This is a genomic window from Providencia sp. PROV130, assembly GCF_028482225.1.
GTDB lineage: Bacteria > Pseudomonadota > Gammaproteobacteria > Enterobacterales > Enterobacteriaceae > Providencia > Providencia rettgeri.
Genome location: NZ_JAMPQC010000019.1, coordinates 157,913 through 173,505 on the forward strand (window position 1 = coordinate 157,913; position 15,593 = coordinate 173,505).

Genomic DNA, 15,593 nt, shown 5'->3' on the forward strand with positions numbered 1-15,593 from the left:
GCATGCAAAATCCAATCAAACCGTGTCTGACACTTTTTGCTACGGGGCTTTTCTTGTGGCTACTTTGGGGGTTTTGGTCTCTAGGGCAAAGTGTCACCATTTTTGTTTCCATCTTCGTCTTAGTACTGACGGGTGGAATGCTGTTTTGGCAATATAAACAACGACGCCAAGTGTTATCCACTGAACATGATTATACAGGTGCATTTCCGGCTGATAATTATCAAGGGCCTGTCATTTTAGTCTGTGGTCAATCTCAAGCGCTATTTCTGGATGCCCAATTACACAGAGAAACAAATCAAGGTTGGTATATCCGCGTATCCGCACCCACTGAGCTCGTTAATCTAATTGCCGCATTGGTGGAATATGCGCCTTCGCTATCTGGGCACTTATCCTTACTTTATGTTGTATTACCTGAGCAACTTACCCAACAAGAAACCCTGACACAAACGCTACTCAATTGGCGTCGAGCTATTGGGGAAAGCCGTCAAAAAACAGGGGTTAAATTACCATTTTGGGTGACGGTATACCTTTCTAAACCTCATCACGCTGATACCGCTATGCAAGTTGATGATAAACATACACCTTGGATGACGTTACTCAGCCACCAAACTGAATTTCAGGTAGAGCAAGAAGGTGCAATGTCAGTCCCTTACTCTGTGTGGCTACCCACGCATATCGGACAATCAGAACAAAGCCTGCAATTTTCTCTATGGCTAGATACCTTACAAAGCTGGCTAAACCAAGTTTTAGTTCCTCAATTCATACTACCTCAAGCTGGAGCACCGAAACAAATCCCTTCAGCATGGGCTATTCAGTGGATTGATATCACTAGCCACCCAAACAATTTATGGCAGCAATTTATTCAAGAAAAAACCATGCTGCCTCTATATTCATCAATTCAAACCTCGGATTTGCTACCTTTGCCCGATGTAATGTTGCGTCGCTTACATCATGATATTAGCTTAAGCCGTACAGAAAGAACCCTCGGCGCTATCGGAATTATTTTTGGTGTTTTCTTAATAGGCACATTAATCGGAAGTTACTACCATAATCAGCAACTCATTCGTCATATTGGCGAAGATATTGCGCGTTTTTCGCAACTGTCGGATACACCACTTGCACCAAAACAGACTGCTTACCAACAACTACAAGATGATGCTGCTCAATTAGCGCGCTGGGAACGCGAAGGCGTTCCAACCTCTCATTCTTTAGCGTTATATCAGGGAACGAGAATATTACCCTACTTGCATGCACTATTAAGTGGTTGGGCGCCCCCACCACCTCCTGCGCCTATCATTGTTCAAAATGCCCCCGAAATGGTCAGCCTTGACAGCTTATCGCTATTCGATGTGGGACAATCGTCGCTAAAAGTAGGTGCCACCAAGGTTTTAGTCAACGCCTTACTCAATATTAAAGCGAAGCCCGGTTGGTTGATTGTCGTCTCTGGCTATACCGATAACACCGGAAACCCAGCACTCAATCAAACACTATCCTTGAAACGCGCTGAATCGGTTAGAGATTGGATGATAAAGACCAGTGATATCAGTCCAGCCTGTTTTGCCGTTCGAGGAGATGGCCAGAATAACCCTGTTGCCGATAATCAAACCGCTGAAGGCCGAGCGAAGAATCGGCGCGTTGAAATACGACTCATCCCTCAGGCAGATGCTTGCCAAGAGACAGATAATCAAACCGTGTCACCGATGGACGATGACACACATTCGACCCGAAAGGAGAAGTAACAATGGCTATTCCTGTTTATTTATGGCTAAAAGATGACGGCGGTGCAGATATCAAGGGCTCTGTTAATGTACAAGACCGTGAAGGTAGTATTGAAGTGGTCGCACAAGACCATAACCTGTACATCCCAACCGATAACAATACCGGTAAGTTAACAGGTACACGTATTCATACACCCTTTATTTTCGTGAAAGAAATTGATGCATCAAGCCCTTATTTGTACAAAGCGGTAACGACTGGCCAAACCTTGAAAGAAGCCGAATTCAAATGGTACCGCATTGATGATGCAGGACAAGAAGTCGAATATTTCAATACCAAGCTCGAAAACGTCAAAGTGGTCAAAGTCGCGCCAAAAATGCACGACATTAAAGACCCTAATAAAGAGAAGCACAACCATCTCGAAGAGATTGAGCTGCGCTATGAAAAAATCACTTGGACATACAAAGACGGCAACATCATTCATTCCGACTCGTGGAATGAGCGTGCTACCGCTTAATTAAGAACAAGCAGGCGTTTCGGCGTCTGCTTTTTTGTACGTATTCGTACGCCGATGACACACAACACACAATTTATCTTGATACCTAATGAACCTCGGTTAACGGTTAGGGGCGGTAGCGTTCCTTGCTGTCTCTAACCATTTCCCCCCCAATACAAGAGAGAGAATATGGACAATTCATCCGTGATGCTATTACGTCGCCTAAACCCTTACTGTGCCAGCGCATTAGAAGCGGCAGCTTCACTTTGCCAGACACGGGCGCATGCGGAAATTACCATTGAACATTGGTTGCTCAAATTATTGGAAATGGGGGAAAGCGATATCACGGTGTTAGCTCGTCGCTATGAGTGGGATATGTCAGCCCTTTGGCAGAGTTTACTGACAGATATCGACAGCTTACCACGCTCCATTCATACCCGCCCTTCCTTATCGAAACCTCTCCTTAAACTCATTCAACAAGCGTGGGTGATTGCGTCTCTGGATGAAGACATCGAACACATTCGCAGCGTGCATCTCTTGTCTGCCATGACTCAGCAACCGTCACTGGTACCGAATGATAATTTGTGGCCGTTAATGACATTAAGTACGACCCAACTTCAGCGCTTAAGGCCGATGCTTGACGCGCAATCCGATGAACGACCTGATGTACAACAACTCGCCGCACATAATCAGTCTTTATCCCAAGAAACGCCATCTGACGCTAACGAGGTAGAAAAGGCGAAAAACTCAAATGTAATTGGCGACACTCTGAGTGAAGCTCTACTGGCCGTCCTGAATAAATTTACGGTGGATGTGACCGAAAAAGCACGCGAAGGCGCGATTGACCCTGTCTTTGGACGTGATGATGAAATTCGCCAAATGGTGGATATCCTCTCCCGCCGTCGTAAAAATAACCCAATTCTCGTGGGCGAACCGGGGGTGGGTAAAACCGCCTTAGTAGAAGGTTTAGCTCTACGCATCGTTGAAGGCAACGTTCCTGTCAGCCTGCAAACAACATCATTACGCACATTAGATTTAGGGCTACTGCAAGCGGGAGCTGGCGTAAAAGGCGAATTTGAACAGCGCCTAAAAAATGTGATTGAAGCCGTACAACAATCCCCGACTCCGATTTTACTGTTTATTGATGAAGCTCATACCATCATTGGCGCAGGCAACCAAGCGGGTGGCGCGGATGCTGCTAACTTGCTCAAACCCGCTCTTGCCCGTGGTGAATTACGCACGATTGCCGCAACCACTTGGTCTGAATATAAGCAATATTTCGAGCGTGACGCCGCTTTAGAACGCCGCTTCCAAGTGGTCAAAGTCGATGAACCTGATGATGAAAAAGCCTGTTTAATGCTGCGTGGATTAAAACCTCGCTATGCAAAATATCACGGTGTTCACATTACCGATGATGCGGTCAAAGCCGCTGTCACCTTATCTCGCCGTTACTTAACTGGTCGCCAACTCCCCGATAAAGCTGTGGATTTACTCGATACCGCCAGCGCTCGTATCCGCATGAGTCTCGATACACTCCCTGAAGAACTGACGCGTTTAAAAGCCAAGCGTAATGCCTTAGAACTTGAGCAGCAAGCGATCCTTGATGACTTAGCCATTGGCAACACCACCAACCAATCCCTGCTGAGCGAATTAGTCACTCAAGATGCGCAAATCGCCATACAGCTGACTGAATTAGAACAGTGTTTTGAGAAAGAAAAAAATCTTATCAGTGAGCTCTTAGAACAACGCCGTCAATCCCAAGATGTCAGCAATATCCAATCACAGTTAGAACTCGTACAACAAAATGAACCGCTGATCACTCCAGATGTGGATGTCAGAACCGTTGCCACCGTCATCGCGGATTGGACAGGCGTGCCATTATCCAGCCTCTTAAAAGATGAACAAACCGAGCTACTTGAGTTAGAAAATTCGATTAGCAAGCGTGTCGTGGGTCAAGAAAATCCATTATTGGCGCTTGGACAACGGTTACGTGCGGCGCGTACAGGACTCGCTTCAGAAAATGGCCCGCAAGGGGTATTTTTACTGGTTGGCCCGAGTGGTGTAGGGAAAACCGAAACTGCCTTAGCCTTGGTAGATGTCCTATTTGGTGGCGAAAAATCCTTAATCACCATCAACATGTCCGAGTATCAAGAAGCCCACACCGTCAGCCAATTAAAAGGCTCGCCCCCAGGTTATGTCGGTTATGGTCAAGGCGGGATTTTAACAGAAGCCGTGCGCAAACGACCTTACAGCGTCGTGTTACTTGATGAAGTGGAAAAAGCCCACCGAGACGTACTTAACCTCTTTTATCAAGTCTTTGACCGTGGTTTCATGCGCGATGGCGAAGGTCGTGAAATTGATTTTCGCAATACCGTGATTTTAATGACCGCCAATTTAGGCAGCGACTTACTGATGCAGCAATTAGACGAGTTCCCAGAATCGACAGACGGAGAACTGCAAGAGTTGTTGCGCCCGACACTGCGTGACCACTTCCAACCTGCATTACTTGCCCGCTTCCAAACCCTGATTTATCGCCCATTAGGCCCTGTCGCACTGCGCCAAATTGTTGAAATGAAACTGAGCAGCGTCATTAAGCGTCTTTACACCCACTACAAGCTTGAAGGCATTATAGAAGAAGCGCTGTATGACACCCTCGTGAGCGCCTGTTTATTACCTGACACCGGCGCCCGTAATATAGACAGCCTACTCAATCAGCAGATTTTACCGGTACTTAGCCAACAATTACTCATGCGTCAAGCTAACCACCAGCAAGCGCAAAGCCTGACTTTGGGGTATAGCGAAGAAGACGGGATCACCCTGAGTTTCAGTGATATTAAGGAGGTAACGTTATGAGCCTACTCGACACAGCCAAAAACCTCCTCCAAGGCCAAAACCGCTATCGCCTAGAAGTTCAAGGCTGCTCAGACCTACTGGACGTTGAACATTTTACGGGGCGTGAAGCCGCTAGCGAACCCTATCGCTACCAAATTACGTTTACCTGTTCCGCTCAAGACCTTTCTGCTCAACAATTACTGCGTCGTAATGCTAGCCTGACCTTTTCGGCACCGATAAATAACTTAATGGGGCTCGCCACTCAACCTACTGTTACCAAACGTGTGCATGGCGTGGTCACAGATTTTCGTCGCCTCTCAGGCTCTGCGGATGAAGCTCGCTACCAGCTAGTTATTGAGCCTTTTTTTGCGCTACTCCGCCATCAAATTCGCAGCCACCGTTTCTTTATTAATCAATCCATCCCTGATGTGGTTGAACAAATTCTGCGTGAACATAATTTCAAAGGCTGGGAATTCGAATTTCATCTCGAAAAAGCGTACCCCAAACGCGAACAAATCAACCAGATCAACGAAAGTGACCGCCAATTTATCGAACGCTTACTCAGTGAAGTGGGTATTTTTTACCGCTTTGGTTTACAAGATGATACCCAAACTGAAGTGCTCCACTTTACGGACAGCCAACGCGGCTATGTGTATGACAAAACGCTGCCATTAAATAGCCCATCTGGGCTGAGCGATAACCATGTCGACAGTGTTTGGGGATTATCTTTACGTCATCAAGTAGTTGAAAGCACTGTTTTTGCCAAAGACTATAACCACCGACTGGCGGAAGATACGTTGATTTCCGCTGTCGCAGACATGACTCGTGGTGATGGCGAAAAAACCAACTACGGCGATGTTTACCACTATAAAGGTCGTCACCTAACCCGCGGGGACAAAATTCGCCCTGAAACTGAAACCGCTAACTTCTGGGCAAGACTCGATCACGAGCGCTTTTTGGCTCGCCAGACTTTGCTACGCGGAGAAAGCAGCGCAGCAGACCTGACGCCATTATTGGTATTAAACATTCAAGATAACCCGCTCAGTTCGACCTTACCGGCCGTCTTTAAATCACCGATTTTAATTACGCGATTACGCTTTACCGCCAGCCGAGATAAAGCGCTAACCGTCCGTTTCGACGCTGTGCCTTACACGGAATCACTGTGTTGGCGTCCTGCTCTAAAACCACGCCCTGTCATTGCCGGAACATTAATGGCACGCGTCACCAGCGCAAAAGACCACGATATTTATGCCCACCAAAATGAACACGGGTTTTACTGGGTCAAATTCGATGCGGACAGAGATGATAAAACCAAGGGCTATGAAAGTATGCCCGTGCGGTTGGCGAAACCTTATGCGGGGGATACGTATGGGATGCATTTCCCGCTAATTCAAGGGACTGAAGTCGCTATCGCCTTCCATGAGGGTGACCCAGACCGCCCTTACATCGCTCATGCACTGCATGATTCCCGCCACCCCGACCACGTGACCGATAAAAATAACACCCGCAATGTGATCCGCACGCCTGCGAATAACAAACTGCGCATGGAGGATAAGCGCGGACAAGAGCATATTAAGCTCAGCACCGAGTATGGTGGAAAAACCCAGTTAAACTTGGGGCATTTGGTGAACGCCGAACGCGAGCAGCGTGGTGACGGTTTTGAGCTACGTACAGATAGCTGGGGCGCGATCCGTGCGGGTAACGGGTTGTTTATTACCACCGATAAGCAGGATAAGGCCGGTGGAGATGTGCTGGCGATGGAAGAGGCGGTAGCACAGTTAAAACAAGCACAGCAGTTAACGGAATCTCTCAAAGAAGCCGCTAACGTTGCAAAAGCTGAGCTGGCTGATTTACAAACACAGAAAGAACTCCTGTCTGAAACACTCAATGAACTTCAGCAATCCGCTCTGCTGGTTTCCTCACCCGAAGGTATTGCACAGACCACCCCCAAAAGCATTCAAACCTCGGCAGGTGAAAATATCATCAGTACTGCCCGTAAAAATGCAGATTTTAGTATTGCCAAAAAGTTCACCGTGGCTGCTGGCGAAATTATTAGCCTATTCGCCCAAAAGCTCGGGATCAAAATCTTTGCCAATCAAGGCAAAATCGCGATTGAGGCTCAACATGATGAAATGTTCTTAGATGCCTTAAAGGATATAAGCATTAGCAGCCATGATGGCAAAGTCATCATCAAAGCCAAAAAGGAAATTATTTTAACCAGTGGTGGTGGCTATATTCGCATTGCCGATGGCACGGTGGAATGTGCAGCCCCTGATAAAATCATCGAACGCGGTGCTGTTTGGCAAAAATTTGGCGGGAAAAGCATCAATGAAGCGATGCAGTCATGGGAAAGTTCTGAGTTTGCAGTTAAGCCTCAATTGGTACATTTAGACGATTTAGGCAGTCCTCATCTACCAAAACCTGTTGGTATTTATGCCGAAGGTACGAAGAGCACCAATACTAGTGATACCCAAGGAAATTTATCTGAGCGTAAGGGCTTAGGGTTAGATCAGCTCGACATTAAACTTGATGGTAAGTAGTGACGTTCTAACGGTCAGAGAATTTATTTTTAGGAGCTTTTATGACAGATAAATTAGACAATTCAGCAATATCCAGTGAATGCCAACATATTTCGTATTACTTACCACAATGGGATAAAAACGGGAAATGCCGTTGGGTTGATATTCAACTTCAACATAAATCACTCAATGCAGAAGCTAAATGCATTGTTCCGCCAACAAAGGTAATACCTATTATTTTTATCCCTGGGGTCATGGGAACGAATCTTAAAAGTAGTGTTGGTGAAGATTCTTGGAAAGCGGAATCGATTAAGGGGGCAGATACTCTTTGGTTTGTTCCTAAAGACGGTCATGAACGTAGAAAAACTTTAAACCCAGACACTACTACTGTTGAAAACAGGAAAACAAGTATTAGCTCTCGAGTTCATTCTCTCTTCCCTGATAATGGAAATCTACTCCCTACTAGACAGGAGCGGCATTGGGGTGAAGCGTTATATTTAAGTTATGGAAAATTTTTAGAATTTTTTCAATATGCTTTGTTGGATGATTGGCAGACTGATGTTTATCGTATGTATTCTGACGCTAAACTAAAACAATTCAAACGTTCAGGTGTATTAGCTAACTTAGTTAACCGAAAATTAGGGGATACTCATGACTCTCCGCTAACCGATCCTGAGCTAACGCACTTTAAACGCTTCCTCTTTTCTGTTCATGTTTTTGGCTATAATTGGCTGAAGGATAATGTTATATCCGCTGAAGAACTGACTAAATATATTGATGATGTTTTAGATATCTACAAAAATAAGTATGGGTATGGTTTAGCAGTAGAAAAAGTCATTTTAGTCACGCATTCTATGGGGGGATTAGTCGCTCGTTACGCAATGAATCCCCCTGAAGGGGTTGAATTTAAAGGTTGTCAAGATAAGGTTTTAGGCGTTGTTCACGGGGTTATCCCTGATTTAGGGTCTCCAGCAGCTTATCGCCGAATGAAAACCGGAGCGGGTAAAGAAGATATTCCAGGGCAAGTTCTAGGAGGAAACGCAGAAAAATTAATGCCTGTTTTAGCTAGAGCGCCTGCTCCATTACAATTACTGCCGTATCCGTCATACCCATCAGGATGGTTAAAAATTGATGGTGAGAGTGAATATCCTAAAGTAGACCCTTTTGACGAAATTTACTTACGTAATGATGTGTGGTGGAAACTGTATCAATCTGACATTATTGATTCCGATAATGCGAAGGTCACGAGTAATTGGGATGAATATGATAAATTAATGGAAGGTTCGGTTAGACCTTTTATGGAGCATCAGGAAAAAGGTTTTTATCACCCTAACACTTACGTATTTTATGGTAATGAAAAAGAATCCGATAATTATCTATCATGGAGTCGAGTTTCATATAAACGAGAAATACAACTGAGTGAGGATGCATTGCGACGTTTACCGGCCGTTAAAAATGTTCGATTTGAAAAACAATCAGATGGTAAAATGTATGTTATTCCTACAGGAGATGTTCCGCATTATTATTACAAAATAGATGACGATAATGTTTATGAGTTAGTTTCGTCGTTAGGCAAAGGTGATAGCACTGTTCCCATTGAGTCACTCAATAAAATAAAAATACATGCATCAATTAAAAGTGTCTTGGCGACAAATGTTGATCATCAAAATGCTTATGCATTAGATGATACGGCTTATTCTGAATTTAGTGATGCCATTAAATTTACATTAAGATCAATAATTAAAATTGTACAAGAGGTTGATGCCAGTGCAGCTGACTAAATTACAAGCATGGTTCATGATAATTTTGGTTATGCTCATAATTTCATTTTTATGGCTCATTCGTGAAGTTGCTCCAGCTCCGTTAAGTGACAAGGAAAAGATTGTGATAGAAACTCTGTTTGATAAAGCGAAACCTCAATGTATTGGTCGTTATGTTATTGATGTTCCTGCATCATTTAATAATAAATTGCAGGATAAGATATTTATTGATGATTTTAAAATTGAGAGCAAATTTATTTATCCTCCTGCATTTCGGCAACGAATTGAGTTACGAGAAAAGGAGTTAATAGAAAGAACAACGAGTAAAGAAAATACACCTGTACTGAAGGAGGTTATACAATTGCCAGATGGAAAAGGCATTATTTTCGATGCGAATCAGTCTGGATCTAATGATGCTTATAGAACATTAGAAGCTCATGTGTATGTTAATCATATCGCGTTTATAATTACTACTGATATCCGAGATCTTTCTGATAAAAAATATGAAAAAAGAAAAGCTAGCTTTTTAGCTAGAGGTGGAACAGAATTTCAATCAAACCAAAAACCAGCTAAATTAGCTGCTATGCAATCTTTGATCTCACGATTAAGTGGGCGGTTAGATCATGTCGTTCCCACAGAAAAAGGAGTTTGCATTCCAAATGGTTTTATTTTAGATGATAATAGTAAACAACAAGAAGATATCTATTTTTTATATGAAAATAGTGATTTTAGTTTAGCCATAAACATGGATCATCATGAGACGCCTCAAGATGAAATATTATTAAATAAATCTTTTGAAATAAAAAAAGCAATGGTGTTAAATAATATGCACACGTTTAAAAAAGGTGAAATAAAACCTAATGGCGTTCCTGCTCAAGAATGGCTAATGTATGGGAGACAAAAAGTTTATAACGAAGAAAATAACGAAGAGTCAGGATTTCCTTATTATTCTTTTCTTTTGAAGGCAAATCAAGGTACATCCTCTTTCGCTAAACCATTTTTAAGTATAACTTTATTTAACAATGATAAAGAAACAACATACAGTGATGCCGAAATGGTCGAAATATGGGATCGAATTGTCGGCTCGTTACGATATAAACCCAATGCGTTTTAATCTATACAAGAGGGATAATAAATATCTAAACAGTAAGCCCCATTTCTGATACGAATCCGAAAGGGAACGATAAATAACGGCTAAAAAACACTGAGTATTTTGGTGGTTCAGATAAAAATGGTCTTCCATTATCAATGACTGAACTTTCGCATAAAGATAATAACGTTATTTCCAAAAAGTAGGTTCACAATGAAAGGATTTGTCTGTCTTTGTGACAAAAATACCCATGGAGGCCATGTGCTCTCGGCTTCATCCACAATGTACATTGATGGTAAACAAGTTGCACTCGTTGGAGATCTTGTTTCCTGCCCCAAACACGGAAATAACACCATTATAGAAGGGGCTGATTCTGCTTTTGATAATGGTATTGCCATTGTAGTGGATCAGTGCCTCTGTGCATGTGGGTGCCGAGTGATCAGCTCGGAGCCCAAAACCCATACAAAATAAGCAGATAAGGATATCGAATCAATGTATTGGAAAATCCCTACCATTCCCGATAAAACATTATTAACCAAACCTAATTATAAAATTGTAGTCGTATTTTTTACAACGTTAGCCGCTGCAATTTATATGTATGGAGCCACATTACCAACTGAGCAAAAAACACGTTTATTTCTTTTTTCATTGCCAGTAGTCGCACTGCTATTTTTTCTATCTATAAGTTTTTTGTATATCCGCTACCAACACGCGGTTATAACATTTGATAATTGGGAAAAAGAGAAAGAAATCACAAAACAGGAATGGCAAGCATGGTGTCAATCTTCAATTAGCTCTATCGCAAATGTTATTTATACCCCTGATAAAGACGGCACTGACGTGTTTTTGAAAGAAGCGGAAGCCATTCCGATGTTTCCTGATAAACCACGTCGTTTATTCAATAATCTGCAACTTGATGAAAATTTTATTACAGCCATCGACCTGCAACTCGAAAAACAGTGCCCTAATTATCGTTTTTATCTAACAACAATTTATATTTTAGATAATAATAGCGATGACAGTGATGTTCTAATTTATAATCAATGGCATCTTAAGCCTATTAAACCATCTCTATATAAAGATATTTTCTCTATTTATGAGAATAAAATAAATGATACATTTCTAGTTATTACTATCCAGTCAGCATCACAATTTAGTGAATTTATTTCAGCTCAACTATTTTCTAACGATGATAAACTAATTAACTCAAGTCGTTCTCGTATTGAGATAGAAAGGATAATAGAGTTTGATAATCAAGATATTGACAATGATATCGTGAAATACATTGATTACAGTGGAATATCAAAAAAAGATAAATTTCAAACATGGATAACCGATTCCAAACAAGATTTAGTCGATAATCTTCTAATCACTTATACCGAAAAAAATATTGAGTTTGATAAAACTATTCCAATTCGTTCTTTAGCATTATCTTATTCAACACCACATCCCAATGCATTTTTAACATACCTTTCACTTGTAACAGAAATATCATTAAAAACAGAATTAGACCAAGTTCTCATTCATCCAAATCCTCATGGTGCCAGTTACGCGGTTTACATTCGTAGGTCTTAATATGAAAAATAAAATATCCACGAGTTTTCCTCGTGGGAAGCTATTTGTGATTTTTTTAGTCTTACTCCTAAGTTTATCAATCGTTTTATTTGTCACTTATCAATATCAACCATTTGACTTAACACCTTACTATATTGGAATATCGACATTCAGTATCATTGTTTTATTCAGTATTTATTTTTATCCTATGAAAAATAAATTTTCACAAAAGCAAGAGCAGAAAACGTTTAAGCCCCAGAATAGCTCAGTCGATTTACATGCGCCGATTAAACAAATAAGCTTATTGCATGATGAAATTATTCAAGCACTACGTAACCAATACGGCACTTTCTGGCATTCCAAAGTCTCCATTCAGCTCCTCCTCGGCTCCCATTCCGCCGTCGAAAAACTCGCCCCTAGCCTGACGCAAGAAATCTGGCAAGAGTGTGATGGCACCCTACTCATCTACGGTGGCGATATCGGGAGTTCCATAGACTCTGAACGACTAGAAACCCTCAAACAACTTCGCCGACGTCGTCCGCTCGATGGTGTGATTTGGGTGACTGAAAACAGCATTTCATCCCAGCTTTTAGACAACAACGTCACTTTCACTAACCTCAATACCGCAACAGCCCACAATGCAGGGCGTGCAATCCAAAACCTCTTTCAAGCATTAGGTTGGCGTGCGCCTGTTTGGGTATGGAGTGTCAGTGATCAACAATCCCTCAGTGCTGTTGAAACGCCCTCGACCCTCTGCATGATAGAGCAAAATATGCCAGCCGAGGCACTATCGCCTAGCTTGTTAAGCCTGATCCCTGCACTTGTGATCAACGGAACTCAAGCATTACTTCGCGAACAGAAACACACCTATCTACTCGCCTTAGCCCAATTTCTACAAAACGGTGGCAGCCAACAGCTCGCTACCGCATTAGCCCCACTCAATACCCAATTACGTACGCTGCCTTTTTCCGGCATCGCATTTAGCCCTTCTATCAATCCGTTAAATCAGCAACGTTTGCCAAATAGCTGGCACCCCGATACCCGCTGGCAAAGCTGGTTAAACCTGCAATCTGAACTAGCATCCGGTTTACAGCCGGCCTCTTTAGGCTTTGATAAAAAACGTCTCGTTCAATACGGCGCGGCCACGGCCATGACCTTGTGGGGCGCAGGCATGATTGTCTCTTACTTCGCCAATCGCCAGCTTATCGAAGAGAGCTACCAAAGTGCGAGCGTCGCCGCTAACAGCCAATTACCGGAAACTGAACGCCTTAAAGCCCAATACGACTTTCAGCAAACTCTGGGACTGTTAACGCATCGGGAACAGAACTCAGTGCCTTTTTGGCTGCATTTTGGCTTGAATAGCAATGAGCCGCTCTTAGCACATTTATGGCCGTTGTATCAGCAGACGGTACTCCCTCCTCTGCGAGATAATATCCGTCAACAACTTGAGCAACGATTGCAAGCCTATGCACAATTATCGCCAAACAGTGATGAGCGTCGCCAAGCGACACAACGTGCATATCAAGATTTAAAAACTTATCTCATGATGAGTACGCCTGAGCGTATGGAACCTGCTTTTTTCACTGATAGTATCCTAACTACCCTACCCGCCCCTCAGGGAATGGATGAAGGGGAATGGCACACTCTCGGCAAAGAGTTGCTCATGTTCTACGCGCAGCAGCTACCCAAGCACCCTGACTGGCAATTATCAGCTAACAATAACCTGATTAATCAAAGCCGTACCTTACTCATTCGACAAATCGGCCAACGCAGCGAAAGTGCTTCGTTATACCAAAAAGTGCTTTTGCAGGCACAGAACCAATTTCCGGATATGACCCTCAATGACATGACAAACGATACTGATGTTAGTTTTTTATTGACGACAGAAGAGTTCGTACCGGGTATTTTTACCCGCAAAGCGTGGGAAGAGTCCATTGAACCCGCCATCAAAAAAACGGTCGAGTCGCGCCGCAATGAAATTGACTGGGTATTGAGCGACAACCAGCATGAACTTAGCCAAGATATTTCGCCTGACGTACTTAAACAGCAACTCACCGAGCGTTATTTTGCCGATTTTTCAAGTAGCTGGTTAAATTTTTTAAACAGTTTGCAATGGCGGCATACCGAAAACCTGTCCGATACCATTGACCAACTCTCACTAATGAGCGATGTGCGCCAATCTCCGGTCATTGCACTGATGAATACCCTTTCCTACCAAGGAAAAACCGGACGCCAAACAGAAAAACTAGCCGACTCTTTTGTTAACTCGGCAAAAGAGCTGCTCAACAAAGAACAAAAACCGGTGATTAACCAAAAAGCCGATTTTACGGGGCCATTGGAAGAGACGTTTGGTCCTATCCTAAACTTTGTTGATCCTCAAGCCACCTCACAAACCGGTGATAATCTGAGTTTACAAGCGTATTTAACCCGTATTACTCGTGTGCGCTTAAAACTTCAGCAAGTGGTAAATGCCCCCGACCCACAAGCCATGTCCCAAGCCTTCGCACAAAGTATTCTAGAAAGTAAAAGTGTCGATTTTGCCGAAACGCGGGATATGGGGAGCTTGATTGCTGCCAGTTTTGGGCAAGAGTGGCAACCTTTTGGCGATGCACTGTTAGTGGAGCCCATGACTCAGGCATGGCAACAGCTACTCACACCTACCGCTCAAGGGATCAATAGCGAATGGCAAAATGCGATTGTCAATGAATGGAACAACGCCTTTGGCGGTCGCTATCCCTTGAAAGACACGCAAAGTGATATTTCTTTGCCTCTGATGGCACAATATCTTCGCCCTGATAATGGACGTATTCAGCGCTTCTTAGAAACACGTTTGCAAGGTGTCTTACGCAAAGAAGGTAACCATTGGGTACCCAATAGCACGAATGCTCAAGGCTTGCGGTTTAACCCGGAGTTTATAAAGGCGATGAATACCTTGAGTGAGCTAGGCGATGTAGCGTTCGCAAACGGAGAAGCACGTCTCTATTTTGAAATGCGTCCGGGAACCAGTAAACAGGTGATGCAGACCGTACTGGTGATCGATAAACAAAATCTTACCTACGATAACCAGTTCCCACAATGGCAACGGTTTGTATGGCCTGCCGATACCGTCGCGTCAGGCGCCTCATTGTCTTGGATGACGACCTCCACCGGTACCCGACTCTATGGCGATCATCCTGGTGTCTGGGGGTTAATCCGTTTACTCGAGACAGCCAATGTCGCGCCTTATGCAGGAAGCACCAGTAGCTATACCGTGTCATGGACCACGCCAGCTGGCAATACACTCAATTACCAACTGCGCACTGAAATGAGCCAAGGCCCACTGGCGCTATTAAAACTACGCAACTTTGTGCTACCTGAAAAAATCTTCTTGGATAATTAGATCATCGTTGATAGTTATTTTCGATTTGATGTTTTTCGTATATTAAAAACGCTCTCTAGCGTTACTCACTAAATAAAATGCGTCTTGGTTGAAATATTTTATTTATTATGGGCAAAAAATGAACGACAACCGCTCAAAAACGGATATAAAACTTCAGGATAGATATTTGTAGGATCTTAAAATTATTTTGATGATATCTAGTGGGCAGTATTGAACATTAAACTCATCCGTTTGACACAATAGATCT

The 15,593-nt window shown here is 43.2% G+C and carries 9 protein-coding genes; all 9 read left to right on the forward strand.

Annotated features, from left to right (window positions below; translation table 11 throughout):
* The first annotated feature begins 2 nt into the window (after window positions 1-2).
* The 9 genes from PSF28_RS13810 to PSF28_RS13850 all read left to right on the forward strand — a co-directional run bounded on the left by PSF28_RS13810 (window position 3) and on the right by PSF28_RS13850 (window position 15,346).
* A complete protein-coding gene (locus PSF28_RS13810; RefSeq protein ID WP_272685202.1) occupies window positions 3-1,739 on the forward strand; it encodes an OmpA family protein in 1,737 nt (578 codons plus the stop codon).
* A 2-nt stretch (window positions 1,740-1,741) separates the two neighbouring features.
* Window positions 1,742-2,233 carry an Hcp family type VI secretion system effector gene (locus PSF28_RS13815; protein WP_004912469.1) on the forward strand — a complete coding sequence of 164 codons (492 nt, stop codon included), beginning with the start codon at window positions 1,742-1,744 and terminating at the stop codon, window positions 2,231-2,233.
* Window positions 2,234-2,401: 168 nt separating this feature from the next.
* A complete protein-coding gene (gene tssH, locus PSF28_RS13820; protein WP_272685203.1) occupies window positions 2,402-5,065 on the forward strand; it encodes a type VI secretion system ATPase TssH in 2,664 nt (887 codons plus the stop codon).
* Complete coding sequence (locus PSF28_RS13825; RefSeq protein ID WP_272685204.1) at window positions 5,062-7,584, forward strand: type VI secretion system Vgr family protein; 2,523 nt, start codon at window positions 5,062-5,064, stop codon at window positions 7,582-7,584. Before tssH ends, PSF28_RS13825 begins: the two co-directional genes overlap by 4 nt.
* A gap of 41 nt (window positions 7,585-7,625) precedes the next feature.
* On the forward strand, window positions 7,626-9,344 hold the full coding sequence (locus PSF28_RS13830) for an esterase/lipase family protein (RefSeq protein WP_272685205.1): 1,719 nt from the start codon (window positions 7,626-7,628) through the stop codon (window positions 9,342-9,344).
* A complete protein-coding gene (locus tag PSF28_RS13835; protein ID WP_272685206.1) occupies window positions 9,325-10,437 on the forward strand; it encodes a T6SS immunity protein Tli4 family protein in 1,113 nt (370 codons plus the stop codon). Before PSF28_RS13830 ends, PSF28_RS13835 begins: the two co-directional genes overlap by 20 nt.
* Window positions 10,438-10,626: 189 nt before the next feature.
* Window positions 10,627-10,884, forward strand: coding sequence for a PAAR domain-containing protein (locus tag PSF28_RS13840; RefSeq protein WP_210839121.1), 258 nt, complete (start codon window positions 10,627-10,629; stop codon window positions 10,882-10,884).
* Window positions 10,885-10,905: 21 nt separating this feature from the next.
* Entirely contained in the window at window positions 10,906-11,988 is a 1,083-nt protein-coding gene (locus PSF28_RS13845) for a hypothetical protein (protein WP_210839123.1), read from the forward strand.
* A gap of 1 nt (window position 11,989) precedes the next feature.
* Window positions 11,990-15,346: an ImcF-related family protein gene (locus PSF28_RS13850; RefSeq protein ID WP_272685207.1), complete on the forward strand. Its 3,357-nt coding sequence runs from the start codon at window positions 11,990-11,992 to the stop codon at window positions 15,344-15,346.
* Window positions 15,347-15,593: the final 247 nt, after the last annotated feature.